18 protein-coding genes are annotated in these 22,343 nt (G+C 29.8%); 12 read left to right on the forward strand and 6 right to left on the reverse strand.

The window, feature by feature from the left end; genetic code table 11:
- Positions 1-49 precede the first annotated feature (49 nt).
- The 3 genes from AACQ14_RS09850 to AACQ14_RS09860 form a co-directional block, all read right to left on the reverse strand.
- Positions 50-499, reverse strand: coding sequence for a putative ABC transporter permease (locus AACQ14_RS09850; protein ID WP_339363408.1), 450 nt, complete (start codon positions 497-499; stop codon positions 50-52).
- 302 nt (positions 500-801) lie between these two features.
- Positions 802-2,172: a permease prefix domain 1-containing protein gene (locus AACQ14_RS09855; RefSeq protein WP_339363409.1), complete on the reverse strand. Its 1,371-nt coding sequence runs from the start codon at positions 2,170-2,172 to the stop codon at positions 802-804.
- Positions 2,159-2,503, reverse strand: coding sequence for a PadR family transcriptional regulator (locus AACQ14_RS09860; protein WP_339363410.1), 345 nt, complete (start codon positions 2,501-2,503; stop codon positions 2,159-2,161). The genes AACQ14_RS09855 and AACQ14_RS09860 overlap by 14 nt, the downstream gene beginning before the upstream one ends.
- A gap of 181 nt (positions 2,504-2,684) precedes the next feature.
- On the opposite strand from AACQ14_RS09860, the gene AACQ14_RS09865 reads away from it, so the two are divergent.
- On the forward strand, positions 2,685-3,644 hold the full coding sequence (locus AACQ14_RS09865; protein WP_339363411.1) for a D-2-hydroxyacid dehydrogenase: 960 nt from the start codon (positions 2,685-2,687) through the stop codon (positions 3,642-3,644).
- 69 nt (positions 3,645-3,713) lie between these two features.
- Here AACQ14_RS09865 and AACQ14_RS09870 read toward each other — a convergent pair whose 3' ends face one another.
- The gene (locus AACQ14_RS09870; RefSeq protein ID WP_339363412.1) at positions 3,714-4,508 is read right to left on the reverse strand and encodes a hypothetical protein; all 795 of its coding nucleotides are present in this window, start codon (positions 4,506-4,508) and stop codon (positions 3,714-3,716) included.
- 565 nt (positions 4,509-5,073) lie between these two features.
- On the opposite strand from AACQ14_RS09870, the gene AACQ14_RS09875 reads away from it, so the two are divergent.
- The 8 genes from AACQ14_RS09875 to AACQ14_RS09910 all read left to right on the forward strand — a co-directional run bounded on the left by AACQ14_RS09875 (position 5,074) and on the right by AACQ14_RS09910 (position 16,485).
- A complete protein-coding gene (locus AACQ14_RS09875) occupies positions 5,074-5,895 on the forward strand; it encodes a cell wall hydrolase (protein ID WP_339363413.1) in 822 nt (273 codons plus the stop codon).
- A 152-nt stretch (positions 5,896-6,047) separates the two neighbouring features.
- The gene (gene thrC / locus AACQ14_RS09880) at positions 6,048-7,538 is read left to right on the forward strand and encodes a threonine synthase (protein ID WP_339363414.1); all 1,491 of its coding nucleotides are present in this window, start codon (positions 6,048-6,050) and stop codon (positions 7,536-7,538) included.
- A 560-nt stretch (positions 7,539-8,098) separates the two neighbouring features.
- Positions 8,099-8,773, forward strand: a complete 675-nt coding sequence (locus tag AACQ14_RS09885; RefSeq protein ID WP_339363415.1) for a hypothetical protein — start codon at positions 8,099-8,101, stop codon at positions 8,771-8,773.
- Positions 8,774-8,804: 31 nt separating this feature from the next.
- Positions 8,805-9,752 carry a DnaJ C-terminal domain-containing protein gene (locus AACQ14_RS09890; protein WP_339363416.1) on the forward strand — a complete coding sequence of 316 codons (948 nt, stop codon included), beginning with the start codon at positions 8,805-8,807 and terminating at the stop codon, positions 9,750-9,752.
- 126 nt (positions 9,753-9,878) lie between these two features.
- Positions 9,879-12,479 (forward strand): ATP-dependent chaperone ClpB, encoded by a 2,601-nt coding sequence (gene clpB / locus AACQ14_RS09895; RefSeq protein WP_339363417.1) that lies wholly within the window; start codon positions 9,879-9,881, stop codon positions 12,477-12,479.
- 178 nt (positions 12,480-12,657) lie between these two features.
- Positions 12,658-13,812: an extracellular solute-binding protein gene (locus AACQ14_RS09900; RefSeq protein WP_339363418.1), complete on the forward strand. Its 1,155-nt coding sequence runs from the start codon at positions 12,658-12,660 to the stop codon at positions 13,810-13,812.
- Complete coding sequence (locus tag AACQ14_RS09905; RefSeq protein ID WP_339363419.1) at positions 13,760-15,460, forward strand: ABC transporter permease; 1,701 nt, start codon at positions 13,760-13,762, stop codon at positions 15,458-15,460. Before AACQ14_RS09900 ends, AACQ14_RS09905 begins: the two co-directional genes overlap by 53 nt.
- On the forward strand, positions 15,457-16,485 hold the full coding sequence (locus AACQ14_RS09910) for an ABC transporter ATP-binding protein (protein ID WP_339363420.1): 1,029 nt from the start codon (positions 15,457-15,459) through the stop codon (positions 16,483-16,485). Before AACQ14_RS09905 ends, AACQ14_RS09910 begins: the two co-directional genes overlap by 4 nt.
- Before the next feature lie 6 nt (positions 16,486-16,491).
- Here the strand turns inward: AACQ14_RS09910 and AACQ14_RS09915 are convergent, their stop codons facing one another.
- Entirely contained in the window at positions 16,492-17,370 is an 879-nt protein-coding gene (locus tag AACQ14_RS09915; protein WP_339363421.1) for a cation diffusion facilitator family transporter, read from the reverse strand.
- A gap of 464 nt (positions 17,371-17,834) precedes the next feature.
- Between AACQ14_RS09915 and AACQ14_RS09920 the strand changes: the two genes are divergently transcribed.
- Complete coding sequence (locus tag AACQ14_RS09920; RefSeq protein ID WP_339363422.1) at positions 17,835-18,950, forward strand: HD-GYP domain-containing protein; 1,116 nt, start codon at positions 17,835-17,837, stop codon at positions 18,948-18,950.
- Positions 18,951-19,093: 143 nt separating this feature from the next.
- Here the strand turns inward: AACQ14_RS09920 and AACQ14_RS09925 are convergent, their stop codons facing one another.
- Complete coding sequence (locus tag AACQ14_RS09925) at positions 19,094-20,296, reverse strand: uracil-xanthine permease family protein (protein ID WP_339363423.1); 1,203 nt, start codon at positions 20,294-20,296, stop codon at positions 19,094-19,096.
- Between the two features lie 427 nt (positions 20,297-20,723).
- Here AACQ14_RS09925 and AACQ14_RS09930 point away from each other — a divergent pair, with 427 nt between their 5' ends.
- On the forward strand, positions 20,724-21,551 hold the full coding sequence (locus AACQ14_RS09930; RefSeq protein WP_339363424.1) for an ABC transporter permease: 828 nt from the start codon (positions 20,724-20,726) through the stop codon (positions 21,549-21,551).
- A gap of 1 nt (position 21,552) precedes the next feature.
- Positions 21,553-22,335 (forward strand): ABC transporter permease, encoded by a 783-nt coding sequence (locus AACQ14_RS09935; RefSeq protein ID WP_339363425.1) that lies wholly within the window; start codon positions 21,553-21,555, stop codon positions 22,333-22,335.
- Positions 22,336-22,343: the final 8 nt, after the last annotated feature.

A 22,343-nucleotide genomic window follows, 5' to 3' on the forward strand; every position in this document is an offset into this window, starting at 1 on the left:
TTATTGATCAGCTCTTCTAATTATATCAATCTTATAATATATTTTTGCTTTATTCATTCCTAAATAGTTTCATATATAGACTGATTAATTTTTCGGGTTTTTCTTCGTTATATAGTGTGTACGTTAATAATTGATAAAGCCATATGGAAGTTGGTATTAAGAAAAACCATAAAACAGCATATGGTAAGCAAATTTGGCCTGCTGCATTAGCAAATATACCATCATAATTCCAAATATTTAATTTTAACCATATGTTTAATATTACACCAAATATAAATTCTATAGCTAAAATAATAAATGTACCTATTATACATTGCTGCCATATCTTCAGCTTTGTTCTTTCATTTATTAGACCAATAGTGAGGCCGCATAATCCACCAACAAATAACATAATAATATGTGACCTTCCACGCCAAAAGCCTTCCAAAACATAATAAGCATCACCCATTAAAAAAAAGAGTACAGCATATTTTTTTACATTGTTAACAGCATAGTCCATATAATTAATCCTCTATTTTCTACTTGTTCTATTGGCTATCAAGTGATTAAAAAAATTTCAGTATTTATAGTATAGACTCATATATTAAATAATATAGCTAAACTTTCAATAAAAAATTTATTTTTATTAATCTCTAATTATATATTTTGAGCAAATAACAGGCATTTACTTAAAAGCTTAAGTATATCTCTGTGTGCTGCACGTTATAGTATAATAAATAAAAAAACAACCCAGCTTTTACAGAGCTAGATTGGATTTTACACATTTTATGTTATACTACTATTCGTTGTTATTCTTTGTTATTAATCATAATATTTAATATTAAAGACTAATTTACCATTTTTATAATATATATAAGAACCATCATTATATAGCTTATCATCAATTATATTACATCTTCTATATATAGACAAAGCCAGTCCAAGAAGTATCATATTAATTACAAAATTACCTGTACCATAAGATATTATTGGTAAAGTACTAATTCTACATACATTTAATCCCAAGTTATTAAGTATAGAAATAATAATTTGAAGATTAATAACAGATACACATCCTAAAGATAGTAAAATGCCAAAGTCATTATTTTGTTTTTTATGTAATTTAGTTAATTTGAATCCTAAAATAAACATTAAAATAATAATAGTTACAGCTGGAACATAACCATATTTTGAGTTAATATATATAAGAGTATGATTAGTTCGCCAATCAGGAATTATATAGTCAATGAGTTGTAATCTAGAGTCATAATCTATCTGTATCTCACCAAAAGGTTTAGCATTAACTATAGATTCTTTTATAAAATAAGTTTCATAGCCCTTACCATCTATCTCTTCAATTTCTTTAGTTAAAGTTAGTGCTTTTGTAAAGAGATTGATTATAACGATTAAGAATATAATAGAAGTAATTATAATGGTACTTATTTTAACAATCTTATTACAATTAAAATATCCCCTTATTATGGCGCATACTAGTATGGCTAGACATGAAAACGAAACAATTATGTACGAATAATCAAAGTGTACAATACTAGCTATAATTATTGCTGGAATAAAAGCTATAATTGATACAATAATACCTATTAACTTAGTATTTCGCAGGCTATATACAACACTTGCATAAACAGGTACAAACAATAAGAAAGGATATATTAATTGATAGTGACCACCCATTATTTCATAACTGGTTATATTCATTATTGTGATTAATATTATAAAAGTCATATAACATGTAATTGGATGTTTTTTTAACCATGTATAATCAAAAAAATAAACTGCTAAAAAAAATAAGATACCTGTTACTGCATATTTTATAAAGTTAATTAATGGAGAATTAGACAAGCCCATATCTATTGCAAATAAAGAATATGAAAATAGATATTGAATAATGCCACTTACAGCTATAAACATCAGTATAATAATTATTGTTGAGTAACTGATAAGAGGTTTGTGTGTCTTATTTAGCTGATTTCCTATTTCAGTTGGATTACCCATTTCTTTCATTGCCATTTGTAATGCCTGTTCTTTGGTTATACCTCTATCAATATAAGCATCAATTTGATCATTTAGATGATCAAGAAGTTCTTTCCTTATTTTTTTATGCATACACTTACTTTTGATTTGTTTGCAAATAATATCTAAATATTTTTCTAATGTTTCATTATACTGATTCACCATTAATTCCTCCTAACACTTTATTGACAGATGAAGTGTAATGATTCCATTCATTTTGTTTTTGGCTAAAAGCTTTTTTACCAATGTCAGTTATATGATAATATTTTCTGGTTCTTCCATTACTTGACTTTTGTTCATAGGAAGAGATAATATTCTGCTGTTGTAATGTATGAAGTAACGGATAGAGTGTGCCTGCTTTCAATGTAAATATATTTTCTGATCTTTTTTCTAGTTCTTCAATCATTTGATAACCATACATATCTCCAATGCTTAAAAGCTTGAGAATAAGCATGGTCGTACTTCCTGTAATAAGACTTTTATCAATTTTCATGTTTTTCACCTCATATATAGATTATCTACATATGATTATATATAGATAATCTATATATGTCAATATATTTAAAATCTATTCTAGTTGAATTTATATTTAATATTTATTGATTTATACAATTTTAAATAGTATTATGATAAGTATAATAATGTAATTAAAAAACCATGAAAAGGAGCATATTATGAAAATAGTTATTTTGGATGCTAATACACTTGGTGACGATTTGGACTTAACAGTATTTAATGATTTGGGTGAAGTAGATATTTATGGATTCACTTCCAAGGAACAAGTTATAGATAGAATAAAAGATGTAAATGTCATCATAGCCAATAAAGTAGTACTTAATGAAAGTAATCTTCAATATGCTAATAATCTACAGTTGATTTGTTTGACAGCAACAGGAACAAATAATGTTGATAAAACTTATACTAATGCTCATAATATTGTGGTGTCCAACGTGGTAGGTTATTCTACTGATAGTGTGGCACAACATACATTTGCGTTATTATTTTATCTATATGAAAAATTATCTTATTATGATAAGTATGTAAAATCAGGTGCTTACGTAGGTGATAAGATTTTTACTCATTTTGATAAAAAATATAATGAACTTGTTAGTAAAACATGGGGAATCATTGGTCTAGGAACTATTGGTAAAAAAGTTGCAACTATAGCTAAGTGTTTTGGTTGTAAAGTTATTTATTATTCAACATCTGGTAAAAATGATAATGGAGAATATGAAAGAGTTAAATTGGATGATTTACTAAGTTCTTCTGATATTATTTCCATACATGCACCTCTTAACGAAAATACTGATAATCTTATTGGATATGATGAGTTTGTTAAGATGAAAGATTCAGCAGTGATTCTTAATCTAGGAAGAGGAAGAATTATCAACGAAGCAGATCTTACCAGAGCACTTAATGAAGATTTAATAGCTGGTGCAGGTCTAGATGTCTTAGAACATGAACCAATTAATAAAGATAATCCATTATTAAGTATACAGGATAGTATAAAATTATTGATTACTCCACATATTGCCTGGGCAAGTGTAGAAGCTAGGAAAAGGGTTGTTGTTGAAGTAAAAGAAAATATTGAATCATTTCAAAAGGGAATTCCAAGAAATGTTGTAACTGAATAATTAAAAGTGGCTTATTTACATTTGATGGTAGTTTTAACATAATGTATAATAGCCACTTTTTTGTTGAATTTATTTATTTAAGGAAAGAATGTTTTTAGATAATTTTATGGAATCATATAGTTTTAGGTAATTCTCCTTGGAATCTATATCTGATATATAATTCTTGGTATAATTTTTTGAGGATATATTATTAGCAATAACAAAATCTACAGCTTTATTATAAGCAATGGCTGCTTCAATATCAGTCTTGTATATACCTATTTTAGTATAACCGTTTATATGTATCTTAGATAAGTATACATCAGTATTGTTTTTAGTTATCTTTTCTACACCATAATATTTATTAGTAACTATAATATTATGGTATCTTAGATTATTGCTATCACCGTCTTTAAAATGATAATCTTTTCCATTAACAGCAAAATTCTTAATACCATATCTGGAAAGAATATTTACCTGCATTCCGTAATCATTAACAAACATATATCCATTCTTCTTGAAAATTTTATGATTGGAATAATAGAATAAATCATCTACATCAAAAGTCAATTCAGTTGATTGATCAAGGAAATAAGAAAAATAATATTTATGAAGATAGATAGGGTTTTTGATATAGTATTTGTTATCTCTAAAATTAATTAATACAACAAACTTATGGAATGTCAAAGTATTTGACTTAGCATAATCATATATACTTATGTTACTACTAATTATATCTTTTGCTTCCAAATAGGCATTGTGTGCAGATATATAGGAAGAAAAACTTCCTAAACTTATATGTTTGTTCGAAAAAGTTATAGAAGATCTATAATAAATAGTCCCGTTTTTTCTAGTTGTCTTATACACTCCTGTTGATGATAACATATAATTTTAGTCCTTTCTTATATTAAAGATATATATTTGTTTGAATATTAATGTATAAAATAATAAATAATGGAAATAATACAAATAATAAGATGTTTTGCATGTAAAAATCCATATATAATTAATCAACTTATTAAAATATATATCGGATAAAGATTGTTATTATATTATATTAATAAAATACAAAATAATACAATAATGAATTAGCTAGATTAAGTAGAAAAATATGGAAGTAATAAAAATATACATATAATTAGTAACAAAATTGAATTTGATATTTTACACAAAAAAATTTTTAGTTGTGTTAAATTAAACAAAAAAATAATTGGAAAAAATAGTAAATCAAGAAAAAGTGCATGAAATCAATATTTGAATATTCTGAACAAATATAAAAAGTACCAAATTATTTAGATGTTAGTTGACACATTATGTAAGTTTTACTATAATCGCTATGACAAGCAAAATGTTAAGAAATTATTACGAGCTTGTTAAAAAATTCAATTTCATATGCATGTAAGACGGTCTTAAATTTATGAAATTGTCTATAGTTAAAAGGAGAAAAATTATGTTTAAAGTAAAGAATCTTCTTAAGGACATATTTTCCTCAATAAAGCATATTCCAAAGAAAGCATACACTAATGGATTGATTGTAATTACAAGTTGTATTATGATAACTGTATTATATCTAGGTGTTAATGGATTTTTTGGTTCCCATACTAATGTGGTATCTGCTTTAGAAGGAAATGTTGAAGAAACGGATGTTTCGGATGATAAGTCTATTGAAGATGAGGAAACTGTTGTTGAGCTTGACTTAGGAATTGATCAGTATACCAAGAAGCTTGGCGAACTGTTGAAAGAGCAGCAAGAGAAAGTTAACAAAGAAAAACTTGAAAGTGATAAACAAAAAGTTGTACCTATGAAGGAGCCAGAGGAAAGTAGCGATAAAAAAGTGCTACATACGGCAACCTACAAACCAAAAGAACAAGAAAGTCAATTAGTGAATATTTCTGCTAAGGACTATGAAGCCTTAACGAGGATTGTTGAAGCAGAAGCTACAGGCGAGGATCTAATTGGAAGAATACTAATAGTAAATGTTGTAATGAATCGAGTGAAAAGTTCAGAGTTCCCAAATAACATTTATGATGTTGTTCATCAAGGCAGTAATGGTAGAGCACAGTTTTCACCTATTACTGATGGTAGATACTATTCAGTAACAGTCTCTGACAAAACAAAAAAAGCTGTTGAGAGTGCTTTTAATGGTGAGGACTATTCAAAAGGGGCATTATACTTTGCTGCAAGATGTTATGCGTCTGAAAAAGCTATGAGTTGGTTTGATAATAATCTTACCAAAGTGTACCAGCACGGAGTTCACGAATTTTTTAAGTAGATAAATATTAATATATATATTATAGGCAATCAGATGATTGCCTATTTTTTGAGTTATTGGAAAGAGAGGCATAGCCTCTTTTGTTCTAGTATTGTGTTAAAGTGAATAGTATGATATAATCTTAAAAAACATCAAAAAAAGGAATGAAACTAATGAATACATTATATAAGAGCACACGTGGTGGTGAAAGTAATATACAAGCATCATTAGCTATTATTAAAGGGTTAGCATGTGACGGAGGGCTATTCGTACCTAATGAGATTCCTAAATTAGATAAACCTTTAGAAGATTTGTTAGGCCTTGAGTATAAGGATTTAGCTTATGAAATAATGAAGTTATATCTTACTGACTTTACTGAAGACGAATTGAGATATTGTATAAATAATGCTTATGATGATAAGTTTGATACAAAAGAGATTGCTCCAGTTGTTAAAAAAAATAGAGCACATTATTTAGAGTTGTTCCATGGGTCAACCATTGCATTCAAAGATATGGCATTATCTATTTTACCTTATCTAATGAAGGTTTCTGCTAAGAAGCAGAATATAGATAAAGAAATAGTTATTCTTACAGCAACATCAGGAGATACTGGTAAAGCTGCTTTAGCTGGATTTGCTGATGTGGAAGGAATTAAAATCATTGTATTCTATCCAAAAGATGGGGTAAGTCCTATTCAAAAACAACAGATGGTTACTCAAAAAGGAGATAATACATATGTTGTTGGTATAGAAGGAAATTTTGATGATGCTCAAAATGGAGTTAAGGAAATATTTAATAATGCTGAGTTTGTCCAATTGATGGATAATAATGGTTATAGATTCTCATCAGCCAATTCAATCAATATAGGTAGATTGATACCTCAGATAGTTTATTATTTCTATGCATATACTAAGATGGTAGCGAGTGGAGATATCAAGATGGGTGAGGACATTAATGTTGTTGTTCCAACTGGTAATTTTGGGAATATATTAGCTGCATATTATGCTAAGAATATGGGATTGCCAATCCATCAATTGATATGTGCATCTAACGATAATAAAGTATTGTATGATTTTATGAATACAGGTGTATATAATAGGAAAAGAGAATTTGTATTGACTATATCACCTTCTATGGATATTTTGATATCCAGTAATTTAGAGAGATTGTTGTATAAGATATCTGATAATAAGGAAAGTGTTATCAATAATCTTATGAGTTCGTTATCTAGTAAAGGTGAATATGAGATATCTGATGATATGAAAAAAGGATTAAAGGATTTTTATGGTAATTATGCTTCCATTGATGAAACTTATGATGCCATTAAGGAAGTTTTTGATAAGTCAGGGTATTTGATTGACTCACATACAGCTGTTGGTAGTTCGGTTTATAAAAAGTATAAAAAGGATACTGGTGATAATAGGAAGACTGTTATTGCTTCAACAGCAAGTCCATATAAATTTACTCGTAGTGTTATGAAGGCTATTGACGAGAGTTATGAGAAGTATGATGATTTTGAGTTGATTGAAAAAATGAATGAGCTTACAGGTGTAGAGATTCCTAAAGCTATTAAGGATATCATAGGTGCCGAGATAAGGCATAAGATGATATGTGATAAAGATAGGATGAAAGAGACGGTTAAAGAGATATTGAGTTTGAGCTAGCGGGTGCTAGCTTTTTTTGTTTTTTGGGGGGATTTGGGGGTCAGGGTATAAGTGTTAATAATCACTTGCCTTACCCTGAGAAGCGGTCGGTCTGCGTGATTATTAACACTTATACCCTTCGGTGGTACATGTAGGTAATAAAAGATTAGTGATGAACTACATAGATAAAGTAAGAATATGAAAGACGTATTCATTTAATTGCTATGTTTTTAGGTTTTATAGTACTTATATGAATAGGTCTATTTTAGTATACTAATCTTAATAACAGAAGATAAATACAGCTACAATCTATGAATTATAATACAGAGTGGAAATAGTATAGGGGAATATGGAGCAGTGAGCCATGGACGGCGAACTCGGCCATTTAAACATGGACATTTAACTGGCTGACGGAATATTCCCCTATTGGAGCGACTGTCAACCAAATATTATTTACAGAACTTCAGTAATAACAAAAAAAGTGTTGGTTTGTTTATATAAAATGGTTGACAAATTATTTAATGTGGTATACTATAAAAACATGATAACATATTATGGTGTTATTAGAAGGGTTGATAAATGTGAAGAAGAGTATTTATAGCATAGTTTTATTTGATGAGATTGTTGAAGCTGTTGATAGACTGGCATATATTAAGAATACTAATAGGTCACAATTGATTAATGATATGCTGGCTGAGAAGATTGGTTTGCTGACGCCCCAGCAAAAAGTTACTAATATAATGAATAGGATATCTCAGTTGGTGGAAACGGATAGCATTCAAGTCAAGTCCAAGAATGATTATGGAAGTTTACAATTTGGGACTTTTATAAAATATAAGTATAAACCTAGTATTAGATATAGTTTTGAGTTTTATGTAGGTAATAATGAGGAAAGATATGCTGTTCTAAAGATTAATTCCAGATCTAAGTCAGAAGACCTTAATGAACATTTAGAAAGGTTTTTTAAAGGGATATGTTATATTGATAAAAAGAGGTTTCCTGAGATTTATGAAAGAGAGATAATTAATAAGACGTATACTAATTCAAATAATAGATTTGTTAGAGAGTTTTTGAGAGGGATTCCTTTGGAAAAAATGGATGATGAGTCTATAGCAGAGTATTTAAGTTGTTACTTATTAATGATTGATGATTCTCTTAACTATTATTTCAATCATTATAATCAAGATGATGTTTTCATCAAGATTGATAAGATATATTGCCAGTATTTGAATAATCTTAATTTATTTTTAAAATGAAGTATGGTTAATAAAATAGGAGGTGCAGGTTATGCCAAATAACGTTGAGGATTATTATAAAACACTGGGTGTTACGAGAGATGCTAATGATAAAGAAATACAGAAGGCATATAGAAAGTTAGCTCACAAATATCATCCGGATTCAAATAAAACAAAAGAGGCAGAAGAGAAATTTAAAAAGATAAATGAAGCTTATAATGTGTTGAAGGATCCTGAAAAGAGAAAAGCCTATGATCAGTTCGGAAGTCAGTGGGAAAATGGTGGAGGATATTATTCTGGTGATACAAGTTCTTGGACAGGTGACGAAGATATATTAAGGTCTGTATTCGACTCTATATTTAGAGCTAATAGCTTTGGTAAGAGTGGTGGAGGAGCTTTTAAAGGATTTAGTAATTTTGGTGGTTTTTCATCAGGTATGGGTGGATTTAGACAACAACAAGCTAGATCGGTTAAGGGTCAGGATGCTGAGGCTGAACTTGATATATCTATATCAGATAGTTATTATGGTTCAACCAAAAAGATTATTATAGGAGATGATATGGGAAATAGACATCAATTAGATGTCACAATTCCAAAGGGGATAATTGAAGGTCAGAAAATAAGATTAAAAGGACAAGGAAATAGTGGGTATAACGGTGGTCCTAATGGTGACTTATTGATTAAGGTTCATATAGTTGATGATGCTGATTATAAGCTTAATGGTTATGATATATATAAAGACCTGAATATTGCTCCTTGGGAATCTGCTTTTGGAGCAGAGATAGAAGCAAGTACTATGGATAAAAAGTTCCAGATTAAGATACCTAAGGGTACTCAATCAGGAAAAAAATTCAGATTGAAGAACAAAGGGTTGAAAAGCAAAAAGAAGACTGGAGATTTTTATTTTGTAGCTAGGATAGTTGTACCTGAAGATTTGAGCAAGGAAGAAATTAAATTACTTAAAAAATGGAAGGAAATATCTAGTGGTAAAATCAGATAAGGGTCAGTGTAAAGTGTTATAATCACTTGCCTTACCCTGAGAAGCGGTCGGTCTGCGTGATTATAACACTTTACACTTCGGCCGTTTTATCAAATTATTAAATTATTATGTTAAGAGGTGATAAATATGGATTTGAATAAATTCACTCAGAAGAGTTTGGAAGCGATCAAGAATGCTGAAACAATTGCGGTTGGTAATGGAAATATTGAAATTGCACCTGAGCATTTGCTGTTATCGTTATTGAAACAAGAAAATGGTTTGATACCTAGGATATTAGATAAGATGGGTAAAGATATTAATGGTATGACTATAGAGCTTGATGATTATGTCAATAAGATGCCTAAAGTATCTGGTCCGGGGAGAGAAGCAGGTAAAATATATATTAGCACATCAACTGATAAGATTTTTGTTGCCGCATTAAAAGAAGCTGAGAAGCTTGGAGATCAATTTGTATCTGTTGAACATTTATTTGTATCTTTTTTTGTGCTTAGCAAAAAGGATTATGTGGTAACTTTGCTTAATAAGTATGATATAACCAAGAATGAGGTATTAAATGTACTTAAGGCAATAAGAGGTAATCAGAGAGTGGTATCTGATAATCCAGAGAATACTTATGAGGCATTAACCAGATATGGACATGATCTAGTTGAAGAAGCAAGACAAAACAAGTTGGACCCTGTAATAGGTAGAGATAGTGAGATTCGTCATGCCATAAGGATTCTATCTAGGAAGACAAAGAATAACCCTGTTTTAATAGGGGAGCCTGGTGTTGGGAAAACAGCAATTGCCGAAGGATTAGCTCATAGGATTGTAAAAGGAGATGTGCCTGAAGGAATCAAAGATAAAAAGATTATATCACTAGATTTAGGAGCGTTAGTAGCAGGGGCTAAATATAGAGGTGAGTTTGAAGAAAGATTCAAGGCAGTTTTAAAGGAAGTAAAAGATAGTGATGGTAAAGTAATATTATTTATTGATGAACTTCATACAATTGTTGGTGCTGGTAAGACAGAAGGAGCAATGGATGCTGGAAATATGTTGAAACCAATGTTGGCTAGAGGTGAATTGCATTGTATAGGTGCTACCACATTGGATGAATATAGAAAGTATATAGAAAAAGATTCTGCTCTAGAGAGAAGATTCCAGCCAGTTATGGTAGATGAACCTACTGTTGAAGATACTATATCTATCTTGAGAGGATTAAGTGAAAGGTATGAAGTGTTTCATGGTGTGAAAATACAAGATACTGCTTTGGTATCTGCTGCTGTGTTATCTAATAGATATATAACAGACCGTTTTCTTCCTGATAAAGCTATTGACTTAGTTGATGAAGCGTGTGCTACGATAAGAACAGAAATGGATTCAATGCCAACAGAACTTGATGAAGTATCTAGAAAAATAATACAACTGGAAATAGAAGAAGCCGCATTGATTAAAGAAAAAGACGACATGAGTAAAAGTAGATTGTCAAGGATACAAAAAGAATTGGCAGAACATAAAGACATATACAATACTATGAAAGTCCAGTGGGAAAATGAGAAACAGAATATTGAGAAAGTGCAAAACCTAAAAGAAGAGTTAGAAAAAGTAGGAAGAGAAATTGAAAAAGCTGAGAGAGAATATGATCTTAATAAAGCAGCAATGTTGAAATATGGACGTTTGCCAGAACTGAAAGCCAAATTAGAGGAAGAACAACGAAATATAGAAACTAATAAAAATGATAATTCTCTGTTAAGACAAAAAGTTACAGAAGAAGAAATAGCTCAGATAATATCTCGATGGACAGGTATACCACTTAGTAAATTGGTTTCAGGTGAAAGAGAAAAATTGTTGAAGCTTAGTGATATTCTTCATAGAAGAGTTATTGGGCAGGATGAAGCCATACAAAGAGTTACAGATGCTATTATCAGGTCGAGAGCTGGGATAAAAGACCCTAAGAGACCAATAGGTTCTTTTATATTCCTTGGACCAACTGGTGTAGGAAAAACGGAGCTGGCAAAAGCTGTAGCTGAGGTACTATTTGATACTGAAGATAACATTGTTAGAATAGATATGAGTGAGTATATGGAGAAATTCTCAGTATCAAGACTTATTGGAGCACCACCAGGTTATGTAGGTTATGAAGAAGGTGGACAGTTGACGGAAGCTGTTCGTAGGAAACCTTATTCTGTAGTACTATTAGATGAGATCGAGAAGGCTCATCCAGATGTATTCAACATTCTTCTTCAAATACTTGATGATGGACGAATTACTGATTCACAAGGCAGGACAGTAGATTTTAAGAATACAATTATCATCATGACTTCCAATATAGGTTCAGAGTATTTATTGGAAGGTATTAATTCTATAGGTGAGATAAGCGAACAAGCAAGAAATAATGTTACTAGTTCACTCAATAAATATTTTAGACCTGAATTTTTGAATAGAGTCGATGAAATAGTATTATACAAACCCCTTACCAAAGAAGACTTGATAGCTATAGCCTCTCTGTTGATTGATGAGATTGGAAAAAGACTTGCTGATAGAAGACTTGAAATTGAGATAACAGATAAAGCTAAGCGACATATTGTTGAAGAAGGTTATGATCCTATATATGGAGCTAGACCATTAAAAAGATACTTGCAAAGGAATGTGGAAACAATGATTGGTAGAGCAATTATATCAGGAAATGTTTCCGAAGGCAGTAATATAGTCATTGATTACATTGATGGAAAACTACAGATTATATAATAGGATTGGCACTCGTAAGAGTGCTTTTTCTATGTGATAGAAAATCTTCTTAACTGACAAATACTTCTTAGAAATATAGAAATAAATTCCAAGTTTATCTTGACATATATATGTAGTTGTACTATACTTTAATCGAAATTGATAGTCATTATCAGATAAAACTAGGAGGGTAATTAAGGTGAAAAATAAAATTAATATTATTATGAGTTGCATTTTGATAATATCATTAATGCTTGTAGGGTGTTCAAAAGACAATGAAGAAAATGTTGTCTCACAAAATCCAGAAGCAGGAAATGCACAGGAAGATGGAACTAAGGCAAAAGATGAAAGTAAAGAAACAGAGGACAGTAATAATGAGAATGAAGATGATAAAGGTAAATACCATGGTAAAGAAGGGAAAATAACTGTATATTTATCTGGTCCAGAACAAATGTTAAACAGGATAGAAAGTGAATTTGAGACTGTTAATGGTGATGTTTTGGATTTAGTAATATTAGGTTGTGGTCCTCTTAGACAAAAAGTATGGACTGAGAAACAGGCTGGACAAATTCAGGCAGATGTTGTATGGGGTTCTGATCCATTGTTATATTATGCTCTTCAAGATGAAGGGAATTTAGCACAATATAGTCCTAAGGAGTATGATAAGTTAAAAGAAGAATACAAAGTAGGGGATAATTACTACACAATAGTTAATGAAAGATATGCTGTTATAGCCTATAATAAAGATAATTTAACAGGTGATAAAATACCAAAATCCTTTGAAGACCTTAAGAAGGAAGCATATTCTGGTAGCGTTGTAATGGCTAATGCTAATTATTCTTCAACTGCACTAGCAATTACTTCAGGTCTATATCAAATGAGCGGTAATAATTGGGATTACATAAAAGCTTTGAAGGATAATAAACTATTCTTTGCAAAATCTAATGGTCAAGTTCCTTCAAAGATTCAAGAAGGAGAATTTGATACAGGAATAGCTCCCCATGATTCTGTCTTAAGATTGAAGAAAAAAGCAAAGAAAGAAGAGTATAAGACTCCAATAGAGATTAGCTGGCCATCTGAAGGCGCTTTAAGAATTCAAAGACCAGTAGCAATTATTAAGGATGAATCAAGACCAAGTAAGAACCAAGAAATAGCTGAGAAATTTGTGGATTTCCTAGTATCTAAAAAAGTTCAAAACATTACTGTAGGAATGGGATTCGTAAGTGTAAGACAAGACGTTTCGTTACCACAAGGAATTCCTGCTGAGTTAGAAACTAAGGAGATTGACTGGAGGTTCGCTTATGAAAACGAAAGTACACTTAGAGATGGAGTCAAAGAAATCATGGGCAACTAATGGTATAAAAAAAAATACATCACAGTTTTTAAAAGAAACTGTGATGTATGTAATTTTATGTATAATAATTTTTATTATCATAATATATCCGTTGCTGAATCTATTGATAAAGAGTTTTGATATAAGTATTTTTATTTCTTTGTTGGGAGATAAATCAACATATATAAGTTTATTTAATACCTTGATTATAGGTATTGGCGTAACTTTTTTTTCTATACTATTTGGTGGAAGTTTAGCTTGGTTGGTTGTAAGAACTGATTTTAGACATAAGAAATTTGTTAAGTTATTTGCTCTAATAGGTTTTATGATTCCTTCATATATACTCAGTATTTCATGGATAGAGATTTTTTCAAAAAACGGATACTTGAGCAGATTGCTGAAATTCCTATTAGGCTATGATTATAATTTTTTCCCGTATTCCATTATATCTGTTATCTTTGTTCTATCAATCCATTTGTATCCTTTGGCTTTTATGTCTATTTCTAATGCTTTAGAAGCATATTCAATGGATTATGAAGATGCTGCTTTTGTATGTGGAGCAGATAGAAGAAGGATAATGAGAACTATAACATTTCCTATGATAATCCCTAGTATCTTATCTATAGGAATTTTAATATTCAGTCGTTCAATGGCTAACTTTGGAGTTCCGGCTGCTCTATGTTTACCTATAGGAAAAGATGTAGTCACTACAAAAATATTCAGTTACTTATCTCATTTAGAGTTAGTAAATGCTACAGTATTATCTGTAATACTAATAATAATATCAGCTTGTATATATATCATTAACTCAAAGATTATAAGTAAAAGGAAATATGCAAGCAGTACCAATAAGAAATTCAGGAATCCTAAGCTTATAAAATTAGGAAAGCGTAGTAGAATAGTTAATTTCTTTGCAATAGCATTTTGTATTTGTGTAACAGGCATACCTTTAGTAAGTATTGTAATAACATCCTTTCTCAAACGATGGGGCTTGAAAATACAATTGAAGAATTTGACTATCAACAATTATATCACTTTGTTCACTAATCCTTATACTAATAAATCATTCATAAATAGTATGGTATATGGGATAGTGGGTGCAACAGCTGCGGTTATAATTGGCTGTCTTGTATTATATTTGTTCTATATCAATAAAAACAAATTAACCAGTTCATTCATGATTATTGTTACATGGCCAATAGCTTTTCCTAATATCGTATTGGCTGTAGCAGCTACGTTAAGCTTTATAAATAAGCCATTAAAATTATATGGAACAAAATGGATTATAATTATTACATATATTGCATTATTTATACCAATTGCAGTTAAAAATATGAGTGGAATAATTGAAAACATAGATAAGAGCTTGATAAAAGCCTCTAGAATGTCTGGGGCTAGTATACTTAGTACATTAAAAAATATAATAATACCATTGATAGCACCTGGAATGACTTCAGCTTGGATATTATGTTTTTTGATTGCATTAAGAGAAATTCCAATCTCTCTATTATTATATAGTAGTGGAACTGAAACTTTGGGTGTCATGCTGTTTACATTACAATCCAATTCTTACGGACTTGAGATGACATCTACTCTAGCAGTAGTAATCATAATCATGAGTTTAATTGGAAATCTAATAATTAAAAAGGTTAGGAGACAAATTAAATGATAACTGCAAAACTTAATGATATCAGTAAGAAATATGGTGAGATCAATGCTCTGAAAGAGGTAAGTTTAGATATTCACACAGGAGAATTATTAAGTATACTAGGTTCTAGTGGTTGCGGAAAGAGTACATTACTGTATTCTATCGCTGGACTAGAAAAACCTGACAGTGGGGATATAAGTCTCAATGGTAGAACTATATTTTCTGTCTCTGAAAGAACATTTATACCACCTGAAAAAAGAAATATAGGTTTAGTTTTTCAGAATTATGCACTTTGGCCACATATGAATATCTATAAGAATGTGGCTTATCCTTTACAAATAAGGAAAGTAAAGAAATCTATTATAAAAAAAGAAGTATTAGAAAAGCTTGAATTAGTTGGTCTGAGTGGAAAAGAAAAGAAATATCCTCATGAATTAAGTGGAGGAGAACAGCAAAGAGCTGCTGTGGCTAGAGGATTGGTTATGAAACCAGATATATTATTACTGGATGAACCATTTTCAAACTTGGATGCAAAGTTAAGAGAAAAAATGCAAGATGAATTAAAAAGAATTCAGAAACTTACTAAACTCACTATGGTTCATGTAACCCATGACCAAGAAGAAGCAATGAGAATCTCAGATAGGATTGCTATAATGAATAAAGGTAAACTACTTCAAATAGGTGAGCCTAGTGAAATATATGATAGACCAAAAAATGTTTTTGTTGCAGGATTTGTTGGTAAATCCAATTTGATTTCATATGATACAATAAAAAATTATCTACCAAAAAAAGTTCAAAATGATTTCGGGGAAAAATCACAAAGTAGAACTAAAACCATTCTGGTTAGACCTGAAGATATAACCCTTACAGATACAGAAAATAACACTATAAGTGGTGTTATCACTAATAAATTCAACAAAGGAAGCGTTTATATGTATAATATCAAAACGGGTTTTCATGATTTTGTTATTCAAACAGACAATAGATGTAACTATGATATTAATTCCAATGTTAATATTATGATAAAGAAAGGATGGGTCATATAGGGCATATTATCTGTGATATTGAGCAGGATTCACGTGTACAACAACATCTTCTATATGATCAAATTCCATGAGTAATTTTTTTATCTGTGCTGATATGGAGTGTCCTTCGTATACTGTCATATTAGCATCAACAGATATTTTTACAATTAATATAAAATTAAGACCTATTGGTTTGGAGTTGATATTATCTACATGGTCAAGTCCTTCTATTGACATTATCTGTTTTTCCATTTCGTGTTTTACTTTTGAATCAATGTTAGTATCCATCAAAACGGAATATGATTGATTGAAAATAGACACTCCTGTATAAGCTATCCATAATGAAATCAATATACCTACAACTCCATCAACAAAATAAATATTGTAATTACCAAGAATAACACTTAATAAGGTCAAAGATGATAAGAATATATCATTTCTGTGATCTTGGGCATTAGCTATAGCCAATAGACTGTTATATTTTCTACCAATGTTGATGGAGTACATGAATAGAACTAATTTGATTACTATAGAAGCTAGAGCGATATATATCAGCCAAGGTGAATATTCAAATTCTTGTTTGTTGATTAAAGAATCAATAGACATTTTAAAAATTGAAAATGAAACAAAGAACAATGAAAAACTAATTATCATTGAAAATATATATTCAGCTTTTCCATGACCATATGGGTGTTCATCATCTCCTGGTGTAGATGAGATTTTGTTACCTATAAATGTTATGGTAGATGCAAAAACATCTCCCGCGCTATTAAGTCCGTCTGCAATCATAGCTTGACTCATAGATAAAAAACCAATTATGAGTTTGATTACCAACAGAAAAATATTACCAAGAATCCCAGATAAAGCAACATTTTTAATTTTTTTATATTTATTTATATCATTCACCCAAATTACCCCATTTTTAATAATTATTATATTTATATATAAGTTTATTTCCTTAGAATACCATTATATATATTTTAAATCATTTGCGCAAGTGAAAATATATATATAATGAATAAGTCATATAATAATTATTATTAATAGATAAAAGTAATATATGAAGTGGTTGAATATAAGGTAAGAATATTATAAAATCATTCCTTTTAAACAATTCTTAAGTTATTGAATTATTAAATAAAAATGCTAGTCGTAAAAAAATTTATTACCATATATAATTAAAAAATTACTAAATTGACTATTGGATAAAACAATATTGTGTTATAATCTATATAGTCCATTTTAACTATTCAAATTATTTGAGTTTATGCAATAATAGATATTATGGATATAAATAGATATAAATAAACTAAAGTTGATACAATTTATAAGCTAAGGGTGTATACTTCAAAGTAGAGGTGACATAATAAATGAGATTTGTACCTGTTAATGGGTTAATGGAAGGTATGTATGTAGGTAAGAGTTTATTTGATAGAAATAATCAACTATTACTAAGCAAAGGCAGTGTTGTTCAGAAGTCATATATCGATAAAATATATAAAATGGGGTATCAAGGAATCTATGTTGAAGATTATATTTCTTCTGATATCGAAGTTAAAGATATAATATGTGATGAATTAAGAAGAAATACAGTTAACACCATAAAAAATGTATTTATAGAGGCTGACAATGACAAAAAATCTAATAAAAAAACAAATAACATAAATGAGACAAAGTCTCTAGTTACTAATATAGTAGATCAGATACTTGAGAACCGAGACACAATTGTTAATCTTATTGACCTGAAAATATTTGACGACTACACGTTTTATCATTGCGTAAATGTTGCTGTGTTATCCATAGTCCTTGGGACTTCTATTGGACTCAACAAAGAAAAACTATATAATCTTGGACTTGGGGCTATATTACATGATATTGGCAAAATGTTTATCAACAGTAAAATTCTTAATAAAAATGGAAAATTGACTGAAGAAGAATATAAGCATATACAAAAACATTCGGAATACGGATATAATTATTTGAAAGAGACATTTGAGATACCTCTTTCTTCATATATTGGTGTTTTACAGCATCATGAAAAGTATGATGGAACAGGATATCCTTCTAATAGAGCAAAAGAAGATATTTCATTATATGGCAGAATTATTGGTATAGCTGATGTATATGATGCTTTAACGTCAACTAGACCATATAGGAAAGCTTTACTGCCTTCTGAAGCTATAGAGTATATAATGGCTAATGGAGGTATTATGTTTGATGTTAATCTGATTCAAAATTTTGTTAAGAAAGTAGCACCGTTTCCAGTTGGGACTTGTGTGGAGCTTAGTAATAGATACAAAGGTATCGTAGTTGAAAATTACGAAGAAGCATGTTGTAGACCTAAAATCAAAATAATTCTAGATGATAACAACAATGAAATAGACTCTTTCTATTATAATCTTAAGGACCAGAAGGAGTTAAGAAATGTTACAATCACTTCCATAAGTGACTTATCAATTGGTAATTTCAGGAAAAAGTGCAATTGATTTTATAGTTTTGTATTTTAATTGGGCTGTTGCATCAGTAAATTTTACTGGTACAACGGCCTTTTTAAATCTTGAGATAACGATAGCTTCTAGTTAAGTGTTAGTATTTTAGAAATAATAGTACTAAACTTCTTCTTTTAATTTTATGTATTAGATTTAACATCTTTAGAGTTATCCTGTGGAAGTAAAAGGTTTAAAAGTATAGCAACTAGTGTAGTTACAACAACAGAAGATTTTCCAAATATTGATATAAACCATGATGGAAATAGAGCAAGTGAATTAGGAACTTGTACGATTCCCATCCCTAAAGCAACAGAAAGTATAGAAGCAAATTTTGGAATAAGTCCTGTTAAAATAACAATAAAAGATGCAAAAATAAATATCCATTTATTGATAACTTTGGTTACAGTGACTATACCAACATTTTGGCTATAGGTTGCAGTTGGCATACATCCAAAGAAAGCAGAAATAATCCCTGTAAAACCAAAACCTATAATTCCGTGAGATAGTTCTTTATCAGTAGGAAGTCTGTCCATACCACCACCTGTTGCAGCAGATAAGTCACCAATAGCTTGAACGGAGTTCACAACATACATAATAACCATAGATACGATTGCTGTAGTGTTAAAATTGATACCGAAATGCATAAACCTAGGAGCTTGAAATAGACTTGCTTCCCGAACAGCATCAAAAGATACTATTCCAAGAAATATAGAAATTACATATCCCACAATCATACCTATTAGAATAGAGGCAAGTTTTAAAGTCCCTTTAGTGAAATGATTGAAATATATTACAACAGCAAGAGTTATCATTGCAATTATCCAGTTCTGAGGAGAACCAAAATCAGGTGAACCAGCACCACCTGCTATATATTTGATAGCAACGGGGTAAAGGGATAAACCTATTGAGAGTATAACTGTACCTGTAACAAGAGGTGGAAACAGATAGGATAGTTTTTTTAGAAAAATACCAAATAATATTGCAACTAAACCACCTACTAATTGTGAACCAAATAATGTAGCTATATTAAATTCGCCAGCTATAGCTGTTAATGTAGGTACATATGCAAAACTTACCCCCATAATTATAGGTAGTCTTGAGCCGATAACCCCACCTATTGGAAAAATTTGAATTAATGTAGCTATTCCAGAAAAAAATAATGAAGCTTGAACTAATAAAACTTTATCACTAGGATTAAGTTCTGCAACACTTGCAACAATAAGGGCTGGGGTAACACAACCTACGATCATTGCAACAACATGCTGTAGTCCTAATGGTGCAACATCTTTTAAAGATGGTTTACCGTCAAAACTGAATAGAGTTGATTTTTTGTTAGTTTTCATAATAATACCCTCCCAAATTAAAAAAAGATAAAAAAATAATTGAAAAAACTTTATTTGTGTATATAATTTTGTTTGTTATATTAAATTATACAATAAATAAAATAAAATTTAAACAATTTTAAGTTATTATTGTAAATTTTTATGGGCGAATTTATGGAAAATTGAAAAAATATATTTAGAAAATAAAGTTGATATGTAAAATTAGTAGTATTAATAATTGACTTACATAATTCTACATGATATACTATATTTCGTCATAGCGAACTTTAATTCTATTTTTGTAATAAATGTTCGGAGAAGTTAAAGAAGAAGATAATCTTAGTATATACTATTATTCCTATCTGAATATATAACGATATAATTAAGCATAATATAAATATCTTTTTATAGTATATATTACTTTATTAAGACTAGAAAGGAAGATTTCATGAAGAAGAAGTGGTTTTATACTTTATTAATACCAGGGTTAACTTTAATAATTGTATTTCTATTTATTCCATTAATATATACAATAGGATCTACATTTATTGGTGAGAAAGGTTATAGTTTTGCAAGGTATATTGAATTTTTAAAGGATGGATATTATATAAAGATATTTAATAGAACACTTAGAATTGCACTTATTACATCATTCGTGTGTATGATTCTAGGAATGCCTGTGGCATATTACATATCAAGAACTAAGAAAAGTGTTAGGGGTATATTTATTGCTTGTACAGTTTTCCCCCTTCTAACTAATTCGGTTGTTCGTTCTTTTGCTTGGATGACTATTCTAGGTTCCAATGGAGTTATTAATAAACTATTAATGAATCTTAATATCATTGATAAACCATTAAAACTTTTATATACAGAATTTGCAATCGTTATTGGTACGGTTTACTTGTTTTTACCCTTAATGGTTGTATCTTTAGTGGGTGTTATGGAAAATATTGAAAACGATTTATTAGAAGCTGCAGAGAGTTTGGGAGCTAATAGGATTAAAGCATTTTTTAAAGTAATTTTTCCTCTTAGTGTACCTGGACTTATAGTAGGATGTGTACTTGTATTTACTGGTGCATTCACTGCATATACAACACCTCAACTTTTAGGAGGAAATACTAATATAGTATTATCAACCCTTGTTTATCAAAGAGCTATGACTCTTGGAGATTGGACTGGAGCATCTGTGGTAGCTACTGTTATGATTGTTACTACTTTGACCGTTATAGGAGTAATAAATAAACTGGCTAGCAGATTAAATGAAAGGGGTGTTTAATATGAAGCATAATAAATTGTTAACATTTTTTACTGTTTGTGTATATTTATTTATATTCGCACCAGTAGTTATTATAATAATGACAGCTTTTGGACCAGATGAAGTTATTGCATTTCCACCAAAAGGATTCAGTTTAAAATGGTTCGTAAATATTTTTACATCGGATATGTTCATGAAGACTTTTTCCATTAGTATTCAGGTAGCAGTTATAGCAACAATCATTGCATTGATTATAGGTGTTCCTGCTGCATATGCAATGAGTAGATTTGATTTTAAAGGAAAAACACTTATTAAAAATATATTTTTCTCTTCAATTATTGTTCCAGGAATAGTTTTTGGTTTTTCAATCTTTAATTTTATTATTATAAAATGGAAATTACCTATTTATACAAGTTTATTGATAGGTCACATCATAATAATATTACCTTACATCATTAGGGTGGTTGCTTCTAGTTTAGAAGGTTTTGATTATTCCATAGAAGAAGCTGCAGTCAGCTTGGGAGCAAGTAGGTTGAAAACATTCTTTTTAGTTGTATTTCCTAATATAACATCAGGGGTTATTGCAGCTTTTATGCTGGCATTCATAAATTCATTTAATAATGTACCTATATCAATATTTTTAACAGGTCCAGGTGTAAGTACATTGCCAATCAAAATGATGAGTTATGTAGAATACTATTATGATCCAACAATCTCAGCATTATCTGTTACATTAATGATTATGACGATTGGGATTATGTTTATTGTTGAGAGAACCTTAGGGCTAAGCTATTTTTCTAAATAAGAATGGAG

Origin of the sequence: Vallitalea maricola (assembly GCF_036985595.1) — a bacterium.
Lineage (GTDB): Bacteria > Bacillota > Clostridia > Lachnospirales > Vallitaleaceae > Vallitalea > Vallitalea maricola.